The sequence below is a fragment of the Streptomyces venezuelae genome, from assembly GCF_008642375.1.
GTDB lineage: Bacteria > Actinomycetota > Actinomycetes > Streptomycetales > Streptomycetaceae > Streptomyces > Streptomyces venezuelae_G.
Map to the genome: position 1 here is coordinate 1,829,141 of NZ_CP029194.1, position 20,997 is coordinate 1,850,137.

The 20,997-nt window shown below is 71.9% G+C and carries 17 protein-coding genes; 7 read left to right on the top strand and 10 right to left on the bottom strand.

Going from position 1 to position 20,997, the window contains the following annotated elements; genetic code table 11:
* Window positions 1–8: 8 nt before the first annotated feature.
* Window positions 9–494, bottom strand: a complete 486-nt coding sequence (locus tag DEJ46_RS08115) for an SUKH-3 domain-containing protein (protein ID WP_223834561.1) — start codon at window positions 492–494, stop codon at window positions 9–11.
* Entirely contained in the window at window positions 491–1,711 is a 1,221-nt protein-coding gene (locus DEJ46_RS08120; RefSeq protein ID WP_150264868.1) for a winged helix DNA-binding domain-containing protein, read from the bottom strand. Before DEJ46_RS08120 ends, DEJ46_RS08115 begins: the two co-directional genes overlap by 4 nt.
* 197 nt (window positions 1,712–1,908) lie before the next feature.
* On the opposite strand from DEJ46_RS08120, the gene DEJ46_RS08125 reads away from it, so the two are divergent.
* Complete coding sequence (locus DEJ46_RS08125; protein WP_150264869.1) at window positions 1,909–3,015, top strand: magnesium and cobalt transport protein CorA; 1,107 nt, start codon at window positions 1,909–1,911, stop codon at window positions 3,013–3,015.
* A 495-nt stretch (window positions 3,016–3,510) separates the two neighbouring features.
* Here DEJ46_RS08125 and DEJ46_RS08130 read toward each other — a convergent pair whose 3' ends face one another.
* The 7 genes from DEJ46_RS08130 to DEJ46_RS08160 form a co-directional block, all read right to left on the bottom strand.
* Window positions 3,511–4,812: an MFS transporter gene (locus tag DEJ46_RS08130; RefSeq protein ID WP_150264870.1), complete on the bottom strand. Its 1,302-nt coding sequence runs from the start codon at window positions 4,810–4,812 to the stop codon at window positions 3,511–3,513.
* Window positions 4,809–6,089: an ATP-grasp domain-containing protein gene (locus DEJ46_RS08135; protein ID WP_150264871.1), complete on the bottom strand. Its 1,281-nt coding sequence runs from the start codon at window positions 6,087–6,089 to the stop codon at window positions 4,809–4,811. Before DEJ46_RS08135 ends, DEJ46_RS08130 begins: the two co-directional genes overlap by 4 nt.
* A complete protein-coding gene (locus DEJ46_RS08140) occupies window positions 6,086–7,474 on the bottom strand; it encodes a hypothetical protein (RefSeq protein ID WP_150264872.1) in 1,389 nt (462 codons plus the stop codon). The genes DEJ46_RS08135 and DEJ46_RS08140 overlap by 4 nt, the downstream gene beginning before the upstream one ends.
* Window positions 7,475–7,524: 50 nt before the next feature.
* Window positions 7,525–8,709, bottom strand: a complete 1,185-nt coding sequence (locus tag DEJ46_RS08145) for a hypothetical protein (RefSeq protein WP_150264873.1) — start codon at window positions 8,707–8,709, stop codon at window positions 7,525–7,527.
* Window positions 8,706–10,100 carry an amidase family protein gene (locus tag DEJ46_RS08150; protein ID WP_150264874.1) on the bottom strand — a complete coding sequence of 465 codons (1,395 nt, stop codon included), beginning with the start codon at window positions 10,098–10,100 and terminating at the stop codon, window positions 8,706–8,708. Before DEJ46_RS08150 ends, DEJ46_RS08145 begins: the two co-directional genes overlap by 4 nt.
* A gap of 65 nt (window positions 10,101–10,165) precedes the next feature.
* The gene (locus DEJ46_RS08155) at window positions 10,166–11,119 is read right to left on the bottom strand and encodes a RimK family alpha-L-glutamate ligase (protein ID WP_150264875.1); all 954 of its coding nucleotides are present in this window, start codon (window positions 11,117–11,119) and stop codon (window positions 10,166–10,168) included.
* 8 nt (window positions 11,120–11,127) lie between these two features.
* Window positions 11,128–11,853: an SDR family NAD(P)-dependent oxidoreductase gene (locus DEJ46_RS08160; protein WP_150264876.1), complete on the bottom strand. Its 726-nt coding sequence runs from the start codon at window positions 11,851–11,853 to the stop codon at window positions 11,128–11,130.
* A 189-nt stretch (window positions 11,854–12,042) separates the two neighbouring features.
* Here DEJ46_RS08160 and DEJ46_RS08165 point away from each other — a divergent pair, with 189 nt between their 5' ends.
* From DEJ46_RS08165 to DEJ46_RS08190, 6 genes are read left to right on the top strand one after another with little or no spacing between them, the layout of a single operon-like run.
* Window positions 12,043–13,368, top strand: a complete 1,326-nt coding sequence (locus DEJ46_RS08165; protein WP_150264877.1) for a phenylacetate--CoA ligase family protein — start codon at window positions 12,043–12,045, stop codon at window positions 13,366–13,368.
* Window positions 13,365–15,116, top strand: coding sequence for a prenyltransferase/squalene oxidase repeat-containing protein (locus DEJ46_RS08170; RefSeq protein WP_150264878.1), 1,752 nt, complete (start codon window positions 13,365–13,367; stop codon window positions 15,114–15,116). The genes DEJ46_RS08165 and DEJ46_RS08170 overlap by 4 nt, the downstream gene beginning before the upstream one ends.
* Window positions 15,117–15,154: 38 nt before the next feature.
* Window positions 15,155–15,562, top strand: coding sequence for a hypothetical protein (locus DEJ46_RS08175; RefSeq protein ID WP_150264879.1), 408 nt, complete (start codon window positions 15,155–15,157; stop codon window positions 15,560–15,562).
* 23 nt (window positions 15,563–15,585) lie between these two features.
* Entirely contained in the window at window positions 15,586–15,879 is a 294-nt protein-coding gene (locus DEJ46_RS08180; protein WP_150264880.1) for an acyl carrier protein, read from the top strand.
* On the top strand, window positions 15,876–17,018 hold the full coding sequence (locus DEJ46_RS08185; RefSeq protein WP_150264881.1) for an AMP-binding protein: 1,143 nt from the start codon (window positions 15,876–15,878) through the stop codon (window positions 17,016–17,018). Before DEJ46_RS08180 ends, DEJ46_RS08185 begins: the two co-directional genes overlap by 4 nt.
* Window positions 17,015–18,478 carry an aromatic amino acid ammonia-lyase gene (locus DEJ46_RS08190; RefSeq protein ID WP_223834562.1) on the top strand — a complete coding sequence of 488 codons (1,464 nt, stop codon included), beginning with the start codon at window positions 17,015–17,017 and terminating at the stop codon, window positions 18,476–18,478. Before DEJ46_RS08185 ends, DEJ46_RS08190 begins: the two co-directional genes overlap by 4 nt.
* Here the strand turns inward: DEJ46_RS08190 and DEJ46_RS08195 are convergent.
* On the bottom strand, window positions 18,359–20,824 hold the full coding sequence (locus DEJ46_RS08195; RefSeq protein ID WP_150264882.1) for a BTAD domain-containing putative transcriptional regulator: 2,466 nt from the start codon (window positions 20,822–20,824) through the stop codon (window positions 18,359–18,361). The two genes, DEJ46_RS08190 and DEJ46_RS08195, sit on opposite strands and share 120 nt — an antisense overlap.
* Window positions 20,825–20,997: the final 173 nt, after the last annotated feature.

Below are 20,997 nucleotides of genomic sequence, written 5' to 3' on the forward strand. Positions count from 1 at the left end.
GGCCCGGATCAGCGGTAGTGGTCCCGGGCCTCCCGCTGCGGCCCGCGCAGCAGACAGCTGACGGCCTCGTGCGCGCTCTCCCCCAGGAAGTAGGGACCGGTGTGGTGCAGGAGGAAGAAGCGCCCGGTCTCGTCGATGAGGAGCATGGACCCGTCGAAGGTCTCGTACCCGACGGGGAAGAGCCTCTGCCCGAGGTTCCCGGCGAGCTCGGCGACGTCCTCGGCGCTGTCCTCGTAGATCCAGTGCGGGGTGAAGCCGACGGCGTCCGCGGGCGTACCGGGGATCTCCAGGCGCAGCCCGCCGAACTCCCGGACGAAGTCCCGGGCGGCGGGGAACGGTTCGACCGGATGGCCCTCCGCGGCGAACCGGTCGGTCACGAACCCGAGCAGCGCGGGCAGCCGGGCGCCGATGTCCCGGCCCGGGACCCAGCCGGCCCCGGCGAGGACGGCCTCGACCTCCCGCGCGGTCATGCGGGGCGTCATGCGGGGCGTCACGCGGGCTTCTCGCTCGGCTCCTGGTGGACGATGTCGCACGAGGTGCCCGGCGGCGTCATGATCCGGAGGGTCCGCTCGGCCTCGGCGGCGAGCTCGGCGCGCTGGGCCCGCGTCACGGGCGCGAAGGGCTCGACGGTGAGGGTGGTGGCGCCGTCCTTGGCCTCGTCGAGGTGCCAGAGCCCCGCGAGGAGGCCGTCGAGGAGGAAGACGGAGAAGGCACGGTTGCCCTGCCAGGTGCGGGAGCGGATCTCGGGGGTGACGACCCGGGTGCGGTCGGCGTGCGACAGGAGCAGGTTGTCGAACTCGGGCAGGAACCGGGGCGGGGCGGGGGTGTCCTCGTCGGGGCGGGGCGCGTCGGGGAGGTCGAAGAGCTCGGTGCCGCGCTCGTCCTGGAAGACGAGGAGCCGGGGCCGGAGGCGCTCGAAGGCCTCGCCGAGGCGGGTCAGACCGCACCAGGTCTGCATGTCCTTGACGGAGGCGGGCCCGAAGGCGCGGAGATAACGCAGCACGGCGGCGTCACGGTCGACGCTCTCCGCGCATTCCGCGCTCTCCGCACTTTCCGCACTTCCCGCCTCCTTGCTCGCTGCCTTCCTCCCCTTGGTCGCCTCGCTCACCTTCGGGACCGCGTCCCCGAACCACACGTCGGTGGTGGTGAGGGCGACCTGCCCACCACGCCCCCACAGACCGCGCGGGGTGACCTGGACGAGCGGGAGGAGGCAGCGGGCGGCGAGGGACAGGGACTGCGGGTCGGCGTGGGGCCACTCCTTGAGAAGCTCCTCGCGGAGCTGCTTGGGGGTGCGGGGCCGTTCCTCGACGAGCTCGCGGGAGAGCGCGGCGAGCCGCTCCAGATCGACACCGTCGAGGCCCTTGCGGGCGACGAAGATGGCGAGCTCCCGGTCGATGGCCCCCGGCTGCACGAGCCGGCGCAGGGCGACGGCGTCCTGGGCCGTGTGGGTGTGGACGGTGGAGCGCATGGTGACGATGCGGGCGACGGCGCGGGACTCCATGAGGTCGGACAGCTGCTCGGGCCGGAACCCGTCGAGGCGGGCGGCGAGCGCGTAGTACGGGGGCTTGGTGTTCTGCGCCTGGAGGCCGAGGAGATGGGCCACGGCGTCCTCGACACCGAGCGGGGCGCGGCGGAGGAGGAGCTGACGGTCGAGGGTGGCGCGGTTCAGGGCGCGGCGGCTGAGGACCGGGTGCTTCGTCGTGGAGGCCATACGAGGACGCTACTGCTCCTTGCGGACAGATTCGGTCCGCAAGGAGCGGGAAGTCGAAGGGAAGCCGCGGGAAAAGGCCGCGGGGAAAGTCGATGCCGGAAAGCATCACGAGCCACAGCACCAACCACAAACTGCCAGATACCATACGCAAAGCCCCACACTGCCCGCCCGTCCCCACCCGAAAGGCGAAAGATCCGGTGCCCGAACGTCGTCCCCGCGCGGCCTGGCGCCGCCATCCGGAACCGGAACCCGAGCCCGCGTCGACGCCGCACTCCACCGACCGGCCGGGCGTGGTGCAGGCGAGCCTCTACCGCGACGGCCGACGGGTCTCCTCCCCCGCCACGCTCGCGGACACGTTCCGTCAGCTGCGCGAGCACCCCGACGGCATGGCATGGATCGGCCTGCAACGCCCGACGGAGGCTGAACTCCACTCCCTGGCCGCGGAGTTCGACCTGCACGAGCTGGCGGTGGAGGACGCCCTGGAGGCCCACCAGCGCCCCAAGCTGGAGCGGTACGGCGACACCCTCTTCGTGGTCCTGCGCGCCGCCCGCTATCTCGACGCCCAGGAGGAGGTCGAGTTCGGCGAGCTCCACATCTTCGTGGGCCCGGACTTCCTGATCACGGTCCGCCACGGCGCGGCCCCGGACCTCTCCACGGTCCGCCACCGCATGGAGGGGAACCCGGACCTCCTCGCTCTCGGCCCGGAAGCGGTCCTGTACGCGATCCTCGACGCGGTGGTCGACGGCTACGCCCCGGTGGTGGCGGGCGTCCAGAACGACATCGACGAGATCGAGACGGAGGTCTTCGGCGGCGACCCGGCGGTCTCCCGCCGCATCTACGAACTCTCCCGGGAAATGGTCGAGTTCCAGCGCGCCACCCGCCCCTTGGTGGGCATGCTCCACGGCCTGATGGCGGGCTTCGCCAAGTACGGCACGGACGAGGAACTCCAGCGCTACCTCCGCGACGTCGCCGACCACGTCACCCACACCAGCGAACGCGTGGACGGCTTCCGTCAGGCCCTCACGGACATCCTCACGGTCAACGCGACCCTGGTCACCCAACAACAGAACGCCGAGATGCGCGCGTTGGCGGAAGCCGGCTTCGAGCAGAACGAGGAGATCAAGAAGATCTCAGCCTGGGCGGCCATTCTCTTTGCACCCACACTCGTTGGAACTATCTACGGTATGAACTTCGAGTCCATGCCTGAGTTGGGTTGGAGCCTCGGATACCCCTTCGCGGTCGGCTTGATGGGGATGGTCTGCGTCAGTTTGTACGTGATTTTCAAGCGACGGGATTGGCTCTAGAGTCGGCCGACTCCGGTCGAGCAGCGTGCATGGTTTGCGTCTGCACCTCCCACACGAGCGCCCAATCCGGGCTCCGAGGAGTCCCTGGGGGGAAGTGATGCGGGTGATCTCGTCCACCTGCCTCCAGCAAGCCCCTGACCAGGACTTTTACCCTCCTGTAGGCGCTGGGGAGAATCCGGGGAGAATCGGCTGACGACACAGCTCCTGCGTCTGCGGCTTCGTCCCCATCCTGCTTCCTGCTCAACATCTCGCCGGTCGCCCCTCGCCGCCCCCCAACAGATGGCAGACAGTGACACTGGGTTCTGAGCGGAGCCACACGTCCGCCCCCTCTCCACCGTCCTGCCCATGGTCGGGACGTCGGTCTCCGAGCACACGGAAGCCGAGCGTCTCGCACACAGCCTCCCGAACGAGGAGATCGGCCCGCACGGAAGATCACCGTTGACGATCTCCCTCGAGCAGCTTGACTTGATACAGCAGCCTCGGGGCAGCGGCGGCTCACTCCGTCCACTCGGCCTCCGGGGGGAGCTCCTTGAGCCTGCCCACCGGCGAGAAGGCCACCAGGAGCAGGGAGATCGTGAAGCCCACCGCGGTGACAAGGAGAGCCGCGCGCAGGCCGATCAGGTCACCGAGCCAGCCACCCATCAGTGCGCCCACGGGCATGGTCCCCCAGGTGAGGAAGCGCAGAGCCGCGTTGGTGCGGCCGAGCATTCGGGAAGGGGTGACGGTCTGGGTGAGGGTGGAGAGGTGGATGTTGCCGATGGTGGTGCCGATACCGCCCAGCAGGAAGGAACCCAGCAGCACGGCGAGGACGAGCGCGGTGGGCCCACCCGCCAGTGGGACGAGTGCCTGGGAGAGCGAGCCGAGACCGAAGCCGACGACGATGGCGCGTCCCGGCCCATGGCGGCGCGCCACCTTGACTGCAAGGACCGCGCCGATCAGGGAGCCGACTGCCCCTGTGGCCAGCACCAGCCCCAACGTGCCGCTGGGCCGGCCGAGTTCCCGGACGACGAAGAGGGGCAACAAGGTCTGCATGGCCATGAAGAACAGGTTGTTGAAGCCCGCCCGGAAGGCCGAGACTCGCAGGTAGGGGTTTCGGGCGACGAACCGCAGTGAGCCCGCGATCTCCCTCAGCATCGGTTTTCCGGCGGTGGCCGGCCGGTCCTCGCGTGTCCGCACGGCGACCAGCGCGAGCGCGGAGAGCAGGTGGATCGCGGCCCCCACGACCATCGTGACCGGCAACGAGGCCAGCTGGACCAGTACCCCACCGAGGCCCGGACCCGCGATGCGGGCCACCGAACCGCTGCCCTGGATCCGGCTGTTGCCTTCGGCGAGTCGGTCCTTGCCGATGAGCGAGGGGAGGTAGGCGGAGGAGGACAGGTCGTAGAGGACGGCGAGGAGACCCATCGCGAAGCCCGCGACGTACAGGACACCGAGCGTGAGCGTATCGAGCCAGAAGAGCAGGGGCACGAGCGTCAGCAGGACCGCCCGCACGAGGTTGGTGCCGATCAGGAAGGGCCGTGGCCTCAGCCGGTCCACCCACACCCCGGCGAACAGCGTGAACAGCAGGTACGGCACGAACTGGGCACCGTTGAGAAGGCCCGCCTGGGAGGAGGTCGCATTCAGTTCGACGACGGCGAGCAGCGGCAAAACCAGCGCGCTCACCTGGACGCCGACCCGCGCCGCGCTCTCCCCCAACCAGTAGGAGACGAAGTCTCGGTGTCGCCACAGGCTCGGCTCGGGAGGGCCCTCGGGAGGCTTCCCGGAAGTGGCGTCCTCCGTCACCTCCGGCCGGCTCACGCGACCCCTCCGACACCGGCCACGTCACCGATCTCGTACACCCGGTCGGCGAGTGCGCGGACGGTCCGCACGTCCCTGTCGAGGACCGCGCTGTCCTCGTGAGTGAGGAAGACCCGCAGTGGGCTGGAGAGCAGGTCGGTGGTGGGGCGCATCCGGTCCCCCGGAGCGAGCTTCGGGGCGACCGCGTGGACCGAGGGGAGGCCCTCGATCCGGCGTATGGTCTCGGTGTCCACCCGCGTGACGACGCCGGATCGTTCGGTGGCCGTGTTGCAGACCACGGCGGGACGGAGTCGCCGGTAGACCCGGGCTGCCCAACGCGCGTGGAACTCCTCGGGGGCGAGGTAGGCCAGCGCCGTGAGCGCGGCCTGGTCGTGGCCGAGGCAGAGCCGGTGCAGTCCTGGGTTCATGTTGCCGTTCATCCGGGCCCCGATCTCCACCAGAGCGGGGCCCCGCGGGGTGACGATGACCTCCGCGTGTGCGGAGCCGTGCCGGATCCCCAGCGCGTCGAGGACGGTGCCGACGTAGTCGAGGAGCGCAGGCACCGGCTCCTCGTCCGGGGCCAGCAGCGTGTCCCGGTCGTAGACCGGGCGACCGGCCACCAGGCGCTTGTGGTAGCGCCACACCCCGCAGAAGAAGTGGGCACCGTCGCGACTGACGGTGTCCACGATGTACTCCGTGCCCTCCAGGTAGGACTGGACGAGGACCTCGGCGGGGGGCCGCCCGTAGACGTCCGGGCCGGCGAGGACGGTGGCCGCCGCGGCCTCGATCTCGGCTTCGGTCCGGCAGACGCGCACCCGGTCGGTGCCGGCGGACGCGACCGGCTTGACGACCACCGGCTGATCGGCGTCCGGACCTGATTCCTTGCGCCAGCGGATCAGGTCGGCGGGGTCGGCGGAGCGGAACTGGCGGGCGCAGTGCAGCCCGCGGGCTCGCAGCCGCTCCCCCATGACGTACTTGTCCCAACGAGCAGCGGAAAGCGCGGTTCCGTTGGTCGGCAGACCGAGTTCTTCGCTGAGCCGGTCGGCGAGGGCCACGCCGGAGTCCTGACCGGCGATGACGAATCCGGGCGCGAGGGCACGGAGGCGTGCCAGGGTGGCAACCCCGTCGTGGACGATGTTCTCGGCGAAGCGGGCCAGGTCCGGGCCGGGCAGCGCGGTGGAGACCGTCCTTCCGGCCTGGACGTGTACCAGCCGCACTCCGTGGGCCGCGAAGGCCGCGGGCAGCAGGTTGCCGGTGGTGTACGCGTCCACGACGACTCCGGTGACCGGCCCGGTCATCGGCCTCCCTCCTGCGGACGGGCGGCCACCTGGTGAAGGACACAGCCCACATGAGAGCCGTCGCCGAGGAACCGGAAGTCCTGTGCGGCGCGCGGAACGCCCTTGACGAAGGCACCGCTGTATCCGCGAACGGTGTGGAAGACGCCCCAGTTCAGCAGGGTGGAGGCCAGCGTGTCGGGCTTGTCGTCGTCCACGAACCGTTCTGCGTCGCCGACCACCCGCTCCTGCACCACGTACGGCACGCCGCCCCGTAGGGCGTCCGAGATCCGACGCTCCCACTCGTCGGGGCCGACCATCCAGCCTGCCGTGATGCCCTGTCCGGCGAACCCCGCGCTCGGTTTGAGCAGCAGGTTCTCGCGTCGGGCGGACAGCAGACCAAGAAGTTCGGTCCGGCCGTCCTGATACGTGACGGGACCTGGCCGGAGCGGACGCGTCCAGGGCAGCAGCCGGTCGATGACGTCCTGCTCCTCGGCGGTGAAGTCACCGTGCCGCGTGTCGTCGCTGAGCAGAGCGAGGCAGTCCTTGATCCCGTACAGGTCCGAGGGCAGCGGCGTGAACAGTGCGGCGTTGCCGTCGGCGACCGCGTCCAGCAGCGGCCCGGCGAGCTCCTGCGTCTCGGGCGTGTCGGTGAGTCGGCTCAACTGGAAGGTGCGGAAGACCCGGTCGACACGTCGGCCGCGGGCGGTGAGCACGCCGTCGCGATAGTCGAGCTGCCCGATGTGGCAGGGGAACGCCTCGCGGCCGAGCTCGGCGAGCTGCTCGAGAAAGAGCCGCATGTGCCCGAAATCGTCGGCCGTCTCGGGGCTGTTGGGCCACTTCACGACCGCGATGGGGAGGCCGGTACGGTCCGGGCAGGCCGCGTCCATGGAGGCCGCCATGCCGGCGACGGGATCGGCGTAGCCGAGGCCGTGGCGATCGGCGAAGTCCGTGAGTGCCGGGTCGGCGAGCATCGCGCGGCTCATCTCGGCGATCTCGCACCCGCCGAGCGAGCTGGTGGTGTTGAACTCCACGAGACGGAACCGTCCCTGCTCCCGCAGGAGATCGGCACGCCCCACCGGTACCGCTGGACCGGGCACCACACAGCGGGCGACCGCCTTGGCCTGGGCCGGTGGCAGACCGAGGGCTCGGGCCATCCGGCCGACGTCACCTCCGTAGAGGCGCTCGGGGAGCGACGACAGCAGCCGCAGCAACACACCGAGGTCGTGGTCGAGGGAGCGGACCTCGACGGCTTCCAGGAAGGCGGGCCGGCCGAAGACGGGACGGCCCAGCCAGGCGTGGGTGCGGTCGAAGGCCGGGTCCGTAGTGGCGACAGCGCGAGTGGGCCCGCGACTCTCGTCAAGGAACTCCCTGGTGATCCGGTTCTCGACCGGCGTGCCGTGCTCCATGGCACCGTCCCTTCTCGTCTTCGCTCGGTATTGGCTCGTTCCGGCACCCGTCATCGGGTGGCCTGTGTGGGCGTGCGCTGCCACAGATACGGGATCACCTTGCCGGTGCGGGCGTTCCGGTCGAGCAGGTCCGTCCACTCGACCGCGACACTGTCCGGGTGTTGCGCGGCAATCACTTCCAGGGCATAGACGCGACGGAGGAGTTCGGCACGCACCCTGTCGGACCCGGTCGGCGCCGGCCCCGCGGCGCCGGACTCGTGAGCGGTCCACCGGATGACGACGCCGCCCAGCGCGGAGGCGGCGGACGGGTCCGGGACGAGAAGTAGTTGGGCGTCGGCAACGCCTGGCACACCGCGTACGACCTCCAGCAGATCACCGAGGCGGACCATGGTGTTGTAGAACTTCAGCCGGTCGTCGGTGCGACCCAGCACCCGGAAGGCGTCAGCGCCTCCGCACGGACAGGCGGACGCCGCATCGATCCGGTCGCCCAGGCGGTAGCGCATCGCGGGTGCGGGCCAGCCGTCCCCCGTCCGGCTGAGCCAGGTGTGCTCGGTGTCGTACTCGAGTTCCTGATCGGGAAGGAGATGCACGAGGCCGGGGGCACAGTCGGGGCCGCTGGTGGCGATCACATACGTCTCGATGGAGCCGTAGTTCCCCCACGTCCGTGCTCCGGGGAAGGCGAGTTCGACCGCGCGGCGCCGTGCCTCGGTGAGGGGTTCACCGGCCCACACCACCTTCGACACGGGAAGCGTGATGCCGGTCTCCCTCACGACGTCGGCGAAGTCGGCGAGAACGCTGGGCGCACCGGCCAGGGCGTTGACTCCGCTCACTTCGAACACCGTTGCCCACTCGGTGAGTTCTCTTCTGGACACAGGCCCCATGGGAAGCACGGACGCGCGGCAGTGGGTGGCGAGCGTGTTGTAGAAGTAGTGGGCACCCCAAAGCCGGCCGGGGCGGAAGAGGTTGAGCAGGACGTCCCCGGGGCCGAGAGGCCGCCAGCTGCGCACCAGGCGGGGGATGCCCTGGTCGGGTGCGATGGTGGTGAGTTTGATCCGTCCGGTGGTGCCGCCGCTGGCCACGACCTGACCGCCGGCACCAGCGGCCAGTGCCCGCGTCACGGCGGCGACCTGGTCCGGTCCGCTCTCGCCGCCGCCCTGGGGGGCGCCACCGAGCGTGGCGAGCCGAGCGGTCTCCGCCCGGATCCGCTCGGGGTCGAGCCGGCCGATGCGGGTCACCGCGCCTCCCGCAGGGTGCGTGCCACGCGGGAAGTGAGCTCCGTACGGGTGTCGAGGACTCGCTCCAGGGCGGCGCCGAGATCGAGCAGCCGGGCCTCTTCTCCCGGACGGCCGACGAGTTGGACGGCGAGCGGTCCGTGGTCGGCGCTGACTGCGGCAGGCAGGACCAGCGCGGGCAGCCCGGCGAAACTGGCGATCGGCGTGTAGCCGAGCCGGTCGGCGTAGTCGATGTCCCCGGGCTTCGGCAGAGTCGGTTTCCCCGCGCGTTCGACCACCCGCTTGGGAGGAGTGGAGCTGACCGGCATGAGCAGCACGTCGATCCCCTCACGGTCGAAATGCGCGAGCAGCGAGCGGCGGAACCGACGCTGGGAAGCAAGCAGTTCCGCCCGGCGGCCAGGCTCCGGCTCCGGGGCGAGCGAGGCCCGGGCGACCGGTGAGATGCGCAGCGCGAGCCGGCTCTCGACCTCGCCCACCACTTCGGCGACATCGATGCCGCACAGTTCCCAGGCGTCGGCACGGGCCCGCCACAACTCTTCCGGCAGCTCCGTCGCAAGGTGCGGAAGGCCCAGTTCGCCGAGTGCCGCCACGGCCCGGGCCTGGGCGTCGGCCAGGCCGGGCGCGCAGCCACCGGTGTTGTCCACCGTCGCCACCCGCGTCGTGCGGTGGCCCTGCCCGTCGGCCGCCGTACCGCCCGGTCCGGCGTCGTCCACCGCTCCGCGCCGCCACAGCAGACGCAGGTCGCCGACGGTCCGGGCCATCAGTCCCAGGGCGTCCTGGGTGGGCGAGACCGGCAGGCCGCCCGCGAGCCGCTCTGGCCGCCAGGTGGTCCGTAGCCCCACGACGCCGCAGTTCGCGGCGGGCCAGCGGGCCGATCCGAGTACATCGGTGGCGAGGGCGTAGTCGCAGATCCCGGCCGCGACAGAGACCGCTGAACCGGTGCTGGATCCTGCCGGGGAGAGGTCCGGGAAGACTGGGTTGAGGACATCACCAGGAGCGCCGATGTTCAGTTCGGTGGCACAGGCCTTCCCGTTGACGACCAGCCCGAGCGCGCGGATCCGGGCCACGGCGAGGGCGTCCACGGCGGGGTAGTGGCGATGGTTCGCGTGTCCCAACGTGGTGGGCATCCCGCCCACATCCAGGGTGTCCTTGACCCCGACGGTCGTCGCGGCGAGGTCGGCGCTCGTGTCGAGCCAGGTCATGGCGCGGGTGATCCGGTCGGCCTCGCCGACCCAACGGAGGCGGGCCGCACGCCAGGCGTCCGAATCGAGCCCGGCCGCGGCCAGCGCCTTTCCCCGGCCTTCGACGGGGCCGAGCAGCAGGCCGACGGGGGCCGGGCCGTCGTCGGGCGACAGGGTGTGCCGGAGGTATCCGCGTGCGGCGGCACTGGTCACGGGCGTGCCTCTCTCGGGCAGGGAGCGGGCGGAACGGTCGTTCGGGCACGAGGCCAGGGCCGGGGTCAACGCCCGGCCAGGAAGGCGTCCAGCCGTCGCTCGTAGGCGGCGAAGCGTGTAGCGACCACGTGGTGAACCAGGTCGGCCGGAGCGAGCAGCCGGGACACCGCCCCGTCCGCTTCGAACTCGGACAGCCACAGCTGGCCGTCCGCGAGCAGCAGATCGATACAGAGATAGGAGACACCCAGCCGGTTCGAAGCGAGCTTGGCCAGCTCGTGCACGCGCGGGTCGATCTCGGTGCGCACGGCGTAGCCGGCTCCGCGACTGACGTTGGCGACGTGTGACCCCTGTCGGGGGATCCGGTCGAACATCGCGATGACGGTGCCCTCGACGCTCACCACCCGGATGTCGGCCGCCACCTGGGGCAGTCTGGGCTGGATGGCCACCCCGGTCCGGCTGCCGGCGGCGAGGCCGAGTACCGCCTCCAGGCTGTCCCGGTCGGGGCAGGCCACACAGCCCTGCCCGCCGCTCCAGGAAAGCGGTTTGACGAAGACCGGGTACCAGTCGTTCGGCACCAGGCTGAGGTGCCGCAGCCGGTGCACGTCGCGGTCGGCAGCGAGGCGGATGGTCGGCACGACCGGAACCGGTGAGTCCTGGAAGGCGTTGAGGGTGGCGTACTTGTCGTTGAGAAGGATGCCGGTGTCCAGCGGGATCGGCAGCCAGAAGCCCAGGGTCTGCAGGGAACGCATCAGGGAGAGGCCCGCCCACAGGTCGACCTCGTGGGTGGGGCCCGTGCGGATGCCGTAGACGATGATGTCCCGGTTCGGGGAGAGCGGTTCATCCCGCCAGTACACCCTTCCTCGGGCGATGGCGAAGTGGTCGGGGGCGGCCACGTCGAAGTCGAGACCGGCCCGGTCCGCGGCGAGGCGGTAGTCCACCCAGAACTCCCCCTCCTCGTAAGCGCGGAGCAGAGCCGAGCTGCGATCGGGGAAGAGATACAGAATCCGTCTGCGCTGCATGCCCGCCGTCACCTTCCCAGGACGCTTCCGCCGTTGATGTCGAAGACCTGGCCGGTGATCCAGCCGGCACCCGGTGAGGCCAGGAAGTGGATGAGCGGGGCCACGTCGTCGGGAACGCCCGCCCGGCCCAGCAAGGTCTCCGCGACCAGGACGTCGTGGCGCGCCGAACGCCCGGTGGGGCCGAAGAACTCGGTGTCCTGGACGTAGCCCGGCGCCACGAGGTTCACCAGGATCCCGTCGGGGCCGCCCTTGCGGGCGAGCCCTTGGGACCAGCCGATCAGGCCGGCCTTCGCGGCCGTGTAGCCGTCGGCGCCCCCGCGGCGGGCCGCGACCGATCCGATACTGATCACGCGTGCTCCGGGACGGGCGAGCCGTGGCCAGAGGGCTTCGGTGAGAACGGCGGCGGAGAGCAGATTGGCAGCCAGGGTACGGCGGAACGAGTCGGCATACCCGTCCAGGCCTCCCGGCCTGTCCCGGTCCACGCCACCCGCGTTGTTCACGAGCACGTCCACGGATCCGTCGGGGAGGGCGTCGAGCACGAGCCGCGCGCCGTCCGGTCCGGACAGGTCCGCGGCCACGACACGTACCGAGGCGGGTTCCAGCTCGGCCGCCGCCTTCTCAAGGAGGTCACGGCGGCGGCCGACGAGGACGACCTCGGCACCATCGCGAGCGAAGAGGCGTGCCGTGGCGCGGCCAATGCCTGTTCCTCCACCGGTGACAACGACTCTGGTCACACGTACTCCTTCGATAGCGGACGCCGATCCCCGCAGTGGGTACCGCCTTGCCGTGAGGCCGCCGCAACAGTGGAGGGTCACGCTTAACATCCGCTGAAGCCGTCCGGACGGTGGTTCGGGGGATCTTAAGAAGGCCGGGGTTTGATGCCGCACGACTCTCACTCCCAGCGGCTGTCAGGGGATCTTCCGATGTGGCATCAGGAACGGCATGTCGATATCTGGCGCTCGGCCAGGCAGGAGACCCTGGCGACGGCCGGTGATCCTGGTCCGGACTTCTACCTGCGCAAGCTCGGCGAACTCTGGTCGCGGGCCACGCCGGCTCCGGCCTATCGCCACCTCGGTCCGTTCTCCGCCGAGGCGTTCTCCGCCCAGCCTCTCCTGCCTCGCGAAGAGCTCAAGACCCGGCCGCTCGACTTCGCGACCGTGACGCCCGGCACGGCACTGCGCTACTACGAGACGACCGGGAGCACCGGCCGGCCCACCCCGACGCCCCGACTCGCCGAGGACGTCATCTGGAACACGGTCGCGGTGGCCGAGGCCTGGCGGTCCGTGCTGGGTGAGGACGAACGCGTCCTCAGCCTGATGCCCTCGGACGTGGTCCCGATCGGTGACCTGATCGCCCAGGTCGCCGACTACCTGGACCTGTCCCATCTGCGGGCCTATCCGTTCGCGACCGGTATCACCGGCTGGGACCGGCTGACGGAATTGTGGCTCGCCTACCGGCCGACCACCGTCTTTCTCGCCCCCGGCGTGGCCCTGGACTGGACTCGACTGGCGGCCGGGCGCGGGCTTCTGGCCGACCTCGGATCGGGCTTGCGTCGCATGATGCTCCTGGGCGAGGTGAACACGGAACCGTTCCGGGAGCGGCTGGGGCGGTGGTGGGAGGCCGACGTCCACGACGCGAGCTACGGCAGCACCGAGACCGGCACGCTGGCCACCACGTGCCAGGCGGGCCGCCAGCACCTACTGACCGCGAGCGCCTACTTCGAACTGGACACCCAGGGCCCCGACGGCGTCGTCCCGGCCGGGGCGTACGCCGATGCCCCGCGCACCGGGCAGCTTGTGGTGACGCCGCTCAACTCCTATGCCAGGCCGCTGCTCCGCCTGGCCACCGGTGATGTGGTCACCCTCGGCCGGAACTGCCCGTGCGGGCTGGTGACGCCCACGGTCACCGTGCACGGACGCGACTCCGACACCCTGGCCGTCCACGGGATCTCGCTGACGCCTCGCGCCGTGGAGGAGGTGGTGTTCGCCACCGCGGACGCCACCGGCTACCTCATCGAGGTGGACGCATCCGGTACGTACGCCGGACTGCTCCTGGAGCGCCTCCCCGGCGCCGACCGCGCCGCGGAACCGGCCGCCGTCGAGGAGGTCCGCAGGGCCTCCAAGGAGCGGCTCGACCTCTCCTGGGACCGTGTCGTCTTCGTCAACTCGCTGCCTCAGCTGACCAAGAGCGGCGCCTCGCAGAAGAGCTGGAAGCGTTCCAACGTACGCATCCTGGCGGCGGCCCAGTGACCGGCGGGGGGCTCCAGCCTGTCGGTGGGTCCGGTGTACGAGGGGCGGCCACTGGCGAGCCCGACCTGTGGTGCACCTACGCCGCCGTCCGTACCCTCGCATGGCTCGGGCGGTCCGGTGAGCTGCCCGCACCCGAGGCCACGGCGCGCTATCTGCGCTCCCGCCGCAACCACGACGGTGGCCACGCGTGGAGCGCCGGCATGGCCTCCGACGCGTGGGCGACCTTCTACTGCACCCAGGGCCTGGCCGACCTCGGCTGTACCCAGGACAGTCCGGAGCGCACCGCCCGGTGGCTGGAGTCCACCTGGACCGGCGAGGCGTACGGGATGCTGCCCGGTCAGGGCGCGGAGGTGTGGGCGACCCACTTCAGCACCCGCACCGCCGGCCTGGTCGGCCTGACGCCCCCTCCGGGCGAGCGGAGCCGGCTGCTGCGTTGGCTCGGTGCGCTTCAGGCCCCGGACGGCGGTCTCGGCTGGACACCGGCCGACGCGCGGCGCAACCGCACCGACGTGCGGGCCTGCTTCTACGGCGTGCACGCCTGGGCGGCGGTCGCCCGCGCTGGAGAGGCCCCTCCGTGGCAGGTGCCGGCGCTGGTGGCCTGGCTGCGAGACCGACAGGACACCAGCGGCGGCTTCCACTTCTCCGCGTCGTCCGACGTCCCGTGCATGTGGGCGACGTACCGGGCGACAGGCGCCCTGGCCACCCTCGGCGCGGCGCCCGCGCTGCCCGAGGCGTGTCTGCGGTGGGTGCTGCGGCTGCGCGGCTCCGCCGGGGCCTTCGTCCGCTGGGAGGGTTACCCGGTGGAGGACGTGTGGGCGTCGTTCTGCGCGGTCGGATCGCTGCGGGCACTCGGTGTGCCGACGGACGAGGTGGCCGATCCGGTGGTCCGCCGTATCACCGAACTGGCCACTCCAGGAGGCGGGTTCACCTACCGGGAGCCGGAGCGGGCCGACGACGCGCTGACCACGGCGGCGCTCGCGCTGCGTCCGGATACGCCTCCGGCGCGGCGGACGGAGCTGGTGCGGTGGCTGGAGGCCTGCCAACTGCCGAACGAGGGCGGGGTGATGTACATGCCCGGTCGGGGCGCGGAGGTTCGCTGCACTCTGTGGGCGGTGGCCGCCGGCGCGTTCAGGGAGGACCCGGCGGGTCGCGTGAAGGTGGTGAACTGGCTCGCCGGGCTGCAGAACGAGGACGGCGGCTTCGGGTACTGGAGCGGGCGCGGCTCGGACCTGGTGTCCACGGCCTCCGCCGTGGAGACGCTGCGACTACTGGGGGTCCGGGCAGCCGTCTCGCTCGACGCCAGGGCGCTGGTGGCGTTCACCGACGCCTGCGCCGCGCCGGGCGGCGGGTACGGTCAGGTACCGGGCGCCCCCATGTCGCTGCGCGCCACGCTGCAGGCGTACCGGGTACTCACTGCCGCCGGGCAGCGCCCGCCGGACCCGGCTCCGGCGCTCGATCGCCACCGGGTCAGGGGCGGTGGATTCGCCGACACCGGCAACCGGCTGCCCGACCTGCTGTCCACCTACGAGGCGGTGGTGGCCTCCCAGCGGGCCGGGATACCCGTGGACACGCACCATCTGGAGCTCCTTCTGAAGGCCGCCGACCGGCCCGACGGCACCGCGTGGACCCCGCTGTCCCCGGTCGGCGGTGGACCTCTCGCCGAGGTGCTGGGCGCACTCCTGCGAGCGCGGGCCGCCGGCGTGGGTCGCTCCTCGGCCGGACGGCTCCCGGCCCTCACTCTCTCCTGACACCACATCACCTCCGGACGACGGAAGCGAGGCCAGCCATGCCGACGATCACCATCGCCAGTGCGGAGATGTCCGCCTCCCGTCAGCGCGCGGTCGCGCTGACCATCACTCGCTGGCTGGCCGACCACGACGTGCAGGCCCGGCACGTCGTGGTCCAGTTCGAGACGGCGGATGAACAACGGGTGCTCGCGGGCGGCTGGCCGGTGGCCTCGCTGCCGCCGCGGCCCGCCGAAGGAGACCTGCGCCATGCCTCGGTCGTCTGCTGCATCTCCCCCGAGCGGGACGAGGAGTTCCGGGCGGCGCTCGCTGCCCGGATCGCCCACGCGCTCGGTGTGACGGAGCGCACGGCCTTCTTCTACCTGGAGTTCCGCACCGCCTCGCCGTCCGACGTGTACATCGCGGCGGCCGGACCACTTCACCGCTCCGACCGGCCGGTCGGAGCGTAAGGCAGCGAAGGACTGAGCGACACATGACCACACCATCCCCGGACACCGTGCTCACCCGGCTGCGCGCGCTTCTCGCGGCCCGGCTCGGACCCGAGTACGCCACGTTCCCGGACGGGGCCGACCTGCGGGTTTCACTCGGTGAGGGATACGACAGCCTGACCGCTCTGGAGTGCATCACCGGGGTGGAGGCCGAGTTCGGCATCGAGGTGGACCTCGTCGGGGACGACGTACGCTACTGGTTCGCCACGACCGAGCGGATGGCTCGGTTCGTCGCGGACCGACTGGAGGACGCCGCGGCGCTGGGTTCCGGCCGGTGACCGTCCGTCGCTCCGAGCCCGGCCCGGACATCGTCTTCAGGACCTCGGGAACCACCGGCAGGCCGGTCACCTGGTTGCGGACCGCCGGGCAGCTCCGGGCGGAGGGCGAGCTCCTGGCCGGACTGACCGGGCCCGCCGACCAGGTGGTCTCGTACGCACCGCCGCACCATCTGTACGGCCGGGTCTTCGGCGTCGAACTCCCCCGTCTCCTCGGTGCCTCCGTGACCGATCACGGGGACACTCCGCTGGTACCGCCGGCGCTCGACCCCGGTGCACGGACCGTGCTGGTGTGCCTGCCCTCCAGCTGGCAACTGCTGCTGCGCCGGCTGCCGGAACTGGCCGCGTGCCGGGAGGTGGTGGCGGTGCACAGCACCGCCCGGGTTCCGGGCGCCGCGTACGAGGTGACCAGGCGCCTGGCCGGCACCGGATTCCGGGCTCTCGAGGTGCTCGGCTCGACCGAGACCGGTGCCGTGGCGACCCGCCCCCTGGACCCCGCGCTGCGTGAGGACGGGGTGTGGCAGCTCCTGCCTGACGTCTCCTGGGCCGGCGCGGCGGCAATACGCCCGTCACCGGCGGACGACACGTGGCCCGACGCGGCCGCGGAAGCCGGCATGGGCTCGTGGGTCGGCCCGGGAGCAGGGGCGAAGGCCGGTCCGGCAGCCTGCGGGGAGAGCGGTCCCGTAACCGACCGGCGCGCCGGTCCGGTGCGTCTGACCGTGGGCGGATCCCGGCTGGCACGGCGTCCCGGGGCGCCGCGACCGGACACGGTCACGATGCCGGATCTGGTCGTGCCCGCCGGACCGCGCGGCTTCAGACGCCTCGGCCGGTCGCCCGGACTGGTGAAGGTGAACGGAGTCCGCTGTGACCTCGGCCTGGTGGAGCTGCTGGCGCGGGAGGCGTTCCCGGAGGCGGACACCGTGTGTGTACCACTCGACGACGAGATCCGAGGCGAGCACTACGCCATGTACTACGCCAGCCCCTCGGGGACCGGGACGGCCGAGTTCCGCTCCCGCCTCGCGGCCGTGCTGGGCACCGTGGTGCCCGGTCCCCGGTCGGTGATCCAGGTGCGTGAGGTGCCACGGTCCGGTGACATCGTTCTGATCGAGCGGCTTCGGGAGATGGCGGGACGGACGTCGTGAGCGGCACGGTGTCACGTCTGCTCGCGGAAAGCGGTTGGGAGAGCCGGATCACGCTCGACGACTCGGCGCGGGAACGGATGGCGAGGAGCCGGGACGCGTTCGAGCGGTCGTGCCGCACACGGGACGTGTACGGCACGACCCGTGGCTTCGGCCCCCTGGTCACGTACGCCGCGGACCCCGACCCGGGCGTACAAGGGCTCGGTCTGATCCGGCACCTGGCAACCGGGCAGGGCGAACCCCTGACCCCGGCGGTGACCCGGACGATGCTCTGGTTGCGGTTGCGGTCGATGGCCGCCGGACACTCGGCGGTCGATCCAGCTCTGTGGCAATTGTTCGCCGACCAGTGGAACGCGGGTTTCACCCCTGTCGTCCCGCGCGACGGAAGCCTGAGCGCCAGTGGGGACCTCGTGCCCCTCGCCCATGCCGCACTGGCCGCGACCGGGGATGACCAGTCCCAGCTCGCCTGGGCGGACCCGAAGGAGGCGGCGGGCGGCGGGCACCACCCGCCGGCCGAGGTGCTGCGCCGGCTCGGTGTCCCGGCTCTGGTGTGGGACGCCCGAGGGGCGCTGGCCTTCGTCAACGGCACCAGTGCCGGTCTCGCGCTGGCGCTGCACAACCACCGGGAGCTGGAGGCGACGGCGCGGCTCGCGGCCGCCGTCACCGGCAGGCTCGCCGAGGTGCTGGGGGCCGATCCTGATCCGTACCACGACGCGCTCAGCCGAGTGCGCGGCCAGCCTGGGCAGCGGCGGGCCGCCGCGCTGATCCGCGCGGAGCTGCCGCCCGGTCATGTCCGGTCGCCGGAAAGGCCGTTGCAGGAGCGGTACTCGCTGCGCTGCGCTCCTCAGGTCCTGGGCGCCGTCCTGGACCAGTTGCGGTTTCAGGAGACGGTGCTGACGGCGGAGGCGGACGGCTGCACGGACAACCCCGTCACGGTGGACGGCGTGATCCGGCACGGCGGCAATTTCCACGCCGCGCCGGTCGTCCTCGCCTCGGAGGCGCACGCGAGCTCCGTCCATCAGGTGGCTCTGCTGATGGAGCGGCAACTGGCTCTCCTCCTCGACCCGCGCGCCAACGGGGGGCTACCCCCGCTGCTCGCGGCGCGACCGGGCCGGGACAGCGGGCTCGCCGGAGTGCAGATCGCCGCCTCCTCACATCTGTCGCGGATCCGCCAGCTCGGCTATCCGGCGTCGATGACCACGATTCCCACCAACCTGGACAACCAGGATCACGTGCCGCTGGCCCTGAACAGCGCCGCGGCCGTGTCCGAGATGCTGACCCGTCTGCGCTGGATCTCCGGCGCGCTGTTGCTGGCCCTCACCGAGACGGGCCGACGTACCGGGTCACGGGCGCACGGACTGTGGAGAATCCTGACCGAAGCCGCCGCGCCCCTCACCCATGACCGCCCGCTGGCGGCGGAGGTCCGCCTCCTCGCGGACCTGGCGCTCGACACCACCGGGTAGGCGCTCGACGCCACCCGGCCCCGGGGAGCCGGGCCCCCGGACGTGGCCCAGTAGCAGGCGTGCCAGGGCCTGTGTCTGTTCCGGGGGCAGCGCGTACGCGGGGCCGTGCGCGACGGCGGCCAGGTTGACGCGCTCGGCGGCCAGCCACCGGGCGGCGGCCGAACGATCGGCGAAGAGCCGCCCGGCCTCGTCGTCGGCGGCCATCGGGCGTGGCCGCACCATCAGGCGGAGCGCGGCACGGGCATGGCGGAGGTAGTACTCGGAGAGTCGGCCCAGTGCGGCGCGACGCTCGGGTCCGGGGTCCTGGCGGTGCGCGGCCAGGAGCGCGTAACGGCGGAGCAGCGGGTGCATCCGGAACCTGCCGCGCGTGTGCTGTTCCAGGAGGTTGCGGTCGACCAGACCGTCCAGGAGCCGGCGCGCCCGCTCGCGCGGAACTCCGAACAGCGCGGCGGTCGCCGGGAGGTCGGTGTCCTGGCCGGGCAGCAGGCCGAGCATGCGGAAGGCGTGCCGGGCGGGCCGGGACAGGGAACGGTAGGAGGCGTCGAAGGTCCGCGCGACGCTACGGCTGCCGAGTCGGAGTTCGTCGAACGCGGTGCCTCCTCGCAGGTTCCGGACGAGCTCCGCGGCCGGTTGGGACGCCTGGTGGCGCAGGCGAGCGGCGGCGATCCGCACGGCGAGCGGCAGGTTGCCGCAGAGCCGGGCGACCACGGCGCCGTACGCCTCGTCCCTGGGCACCACACCGGTGAACAGGGCGGTTGCCTCGGCGGTGGAGAGCATGCCCAGGCGGATCGGATGGGCGCCGTCGAGTTCGGCGAGGGGGCCGCGGCCGGTGACGACCACGAGGCTGGCGGAATCGCCCGGCAGCAGGGGGCGGATCTGCGCGGCGTCGGCGGCGTCGTCCAGCAGGAGGACCACACGGCGACGGCCGAGCAGGGCGCGCCAGCGAGCGGCGGCGAGCGCGACGTTCCCGGCCCCATCGGCATTCGCGAGATCACCGGGCTCTCCGGCCATCCGCAGGAGCAGGTCGAGCGCCTCGTACGGGGACAGCGGATCCCGCTCGTCGCTGTGACCATGCAGGTCGACGTAGAACTGTCCGTCCGGGTACGCGGCCGCGGCGTGGTGGGCGATGCGGGTGGCGAGCGCGGTCTTCCCCGCTCCCGGCATACCGGTGACGGCCAGGATCACGCTGCCCCGGGGGGTGTCCGCCGTCAGCACACGCGCCCGCTCGAGTTCGGCGCCCCGTCCGACGAAGTCCGTGAGGTCCCCGGGCAGCATGTTCGGTCCATGGCAGCCCGTGGACAGGAGCTCCGGGGAGGAGTCCGGATCGGGCCCGGGTAAGGGGGCCGCCCCGGCGTCTCCCGGTTCCCGTGTCGGCTCGGTCGAGGGCCGTACGGAGCCCGGAACCGGCTCGCCTGTGCCCCCGGCCCGTGGGGCGAAGGCTCCGGGGCCGGGAGCCGGCTCGTGTCCGCTCTCCCGTTCCGGTTCCCGGAGGACCGGCGGCATCGCGGAACGCCCCATGTCCATCATTCCTTTTCGTGGCCGGCCGTGCCCCGCCCGGGCGTCCGCCTGGCGCCCTGCCTTCCGGAGCTCGGCGCCCGGCTCCACACCGAGCTCCTGGTGCAGGACCCGGCGGACGCGGGCGTACGTGTCGGCCGCGTCGCGGTGGCGGCCCAGGGAGCTCTGGCAGCGGATCAGCAGCTCCCAGAGACGCTCACGCAGGGGGTGGAGGCTTGTGAGACGCAGGAGTTCGGGTACCGTCCGGTCACTGCGGCCGAGGGCGAGTTCGAGCTCCGCCAGGCGCTCGTACGCGCTGAGGTGTTCCTCCATGATGACGGGTTCCGCGTCACGGCGCAGGTGATCGGACCCGATGTTGGCGAGCGGTTCGCCGCGGAAGAGTTCCAGGGCTTCGCGCAGCATCACTGCGCCCTGCTCGGCGGGCCGTGTCTCCGCTCGGGTGACGAGGAGACGGAAGCGGTGCAGGTCGACGGAGTACGGGTCGACGTCCAGGAGATACCCGTCGCCTGAGCAGACGAGGGCGTGGCCGGGCAGGGCACGGCGTAGCTGCGAGGCGTACACCTGGATGGCGCTCGTCGCCGAGCGCGGTGGTTCCCCGTCCCAGACGGCCGCCACCAAGCGCTCCTTGGCGACGTGGCAGCGCGGTTCGAGGAGCAGGGCGGCGAGCAGCCTCCGGGGTTTGCGGGACGGCGGCGTCCAGCGGACGCCGCCGATACGGACGTCGAAGTCGCCCAGGAGTCGGAACGTCACCCCGGTCGTCGGGTGGTCCGCCCCGGCGAGGGCGGTACCGAGGAACGACACGGCCTCGGGGGCGCGGACGGCGGTCGACATGACGTTGTCCTCCTTCTCGCTCGCGTGTGACGGGTGCCCGCCCCGGGAAGCGGGGCGGGCACTGGTCGGATCCGGATGAAAGTCCGAGGCCCTCGCCTGTCTCGCCCCCGAAGGGCATACGAGGCCGTGGGACGCGGACGTCGTCCTCCGTCCGGCGTGGCCTAGGGCCTGTC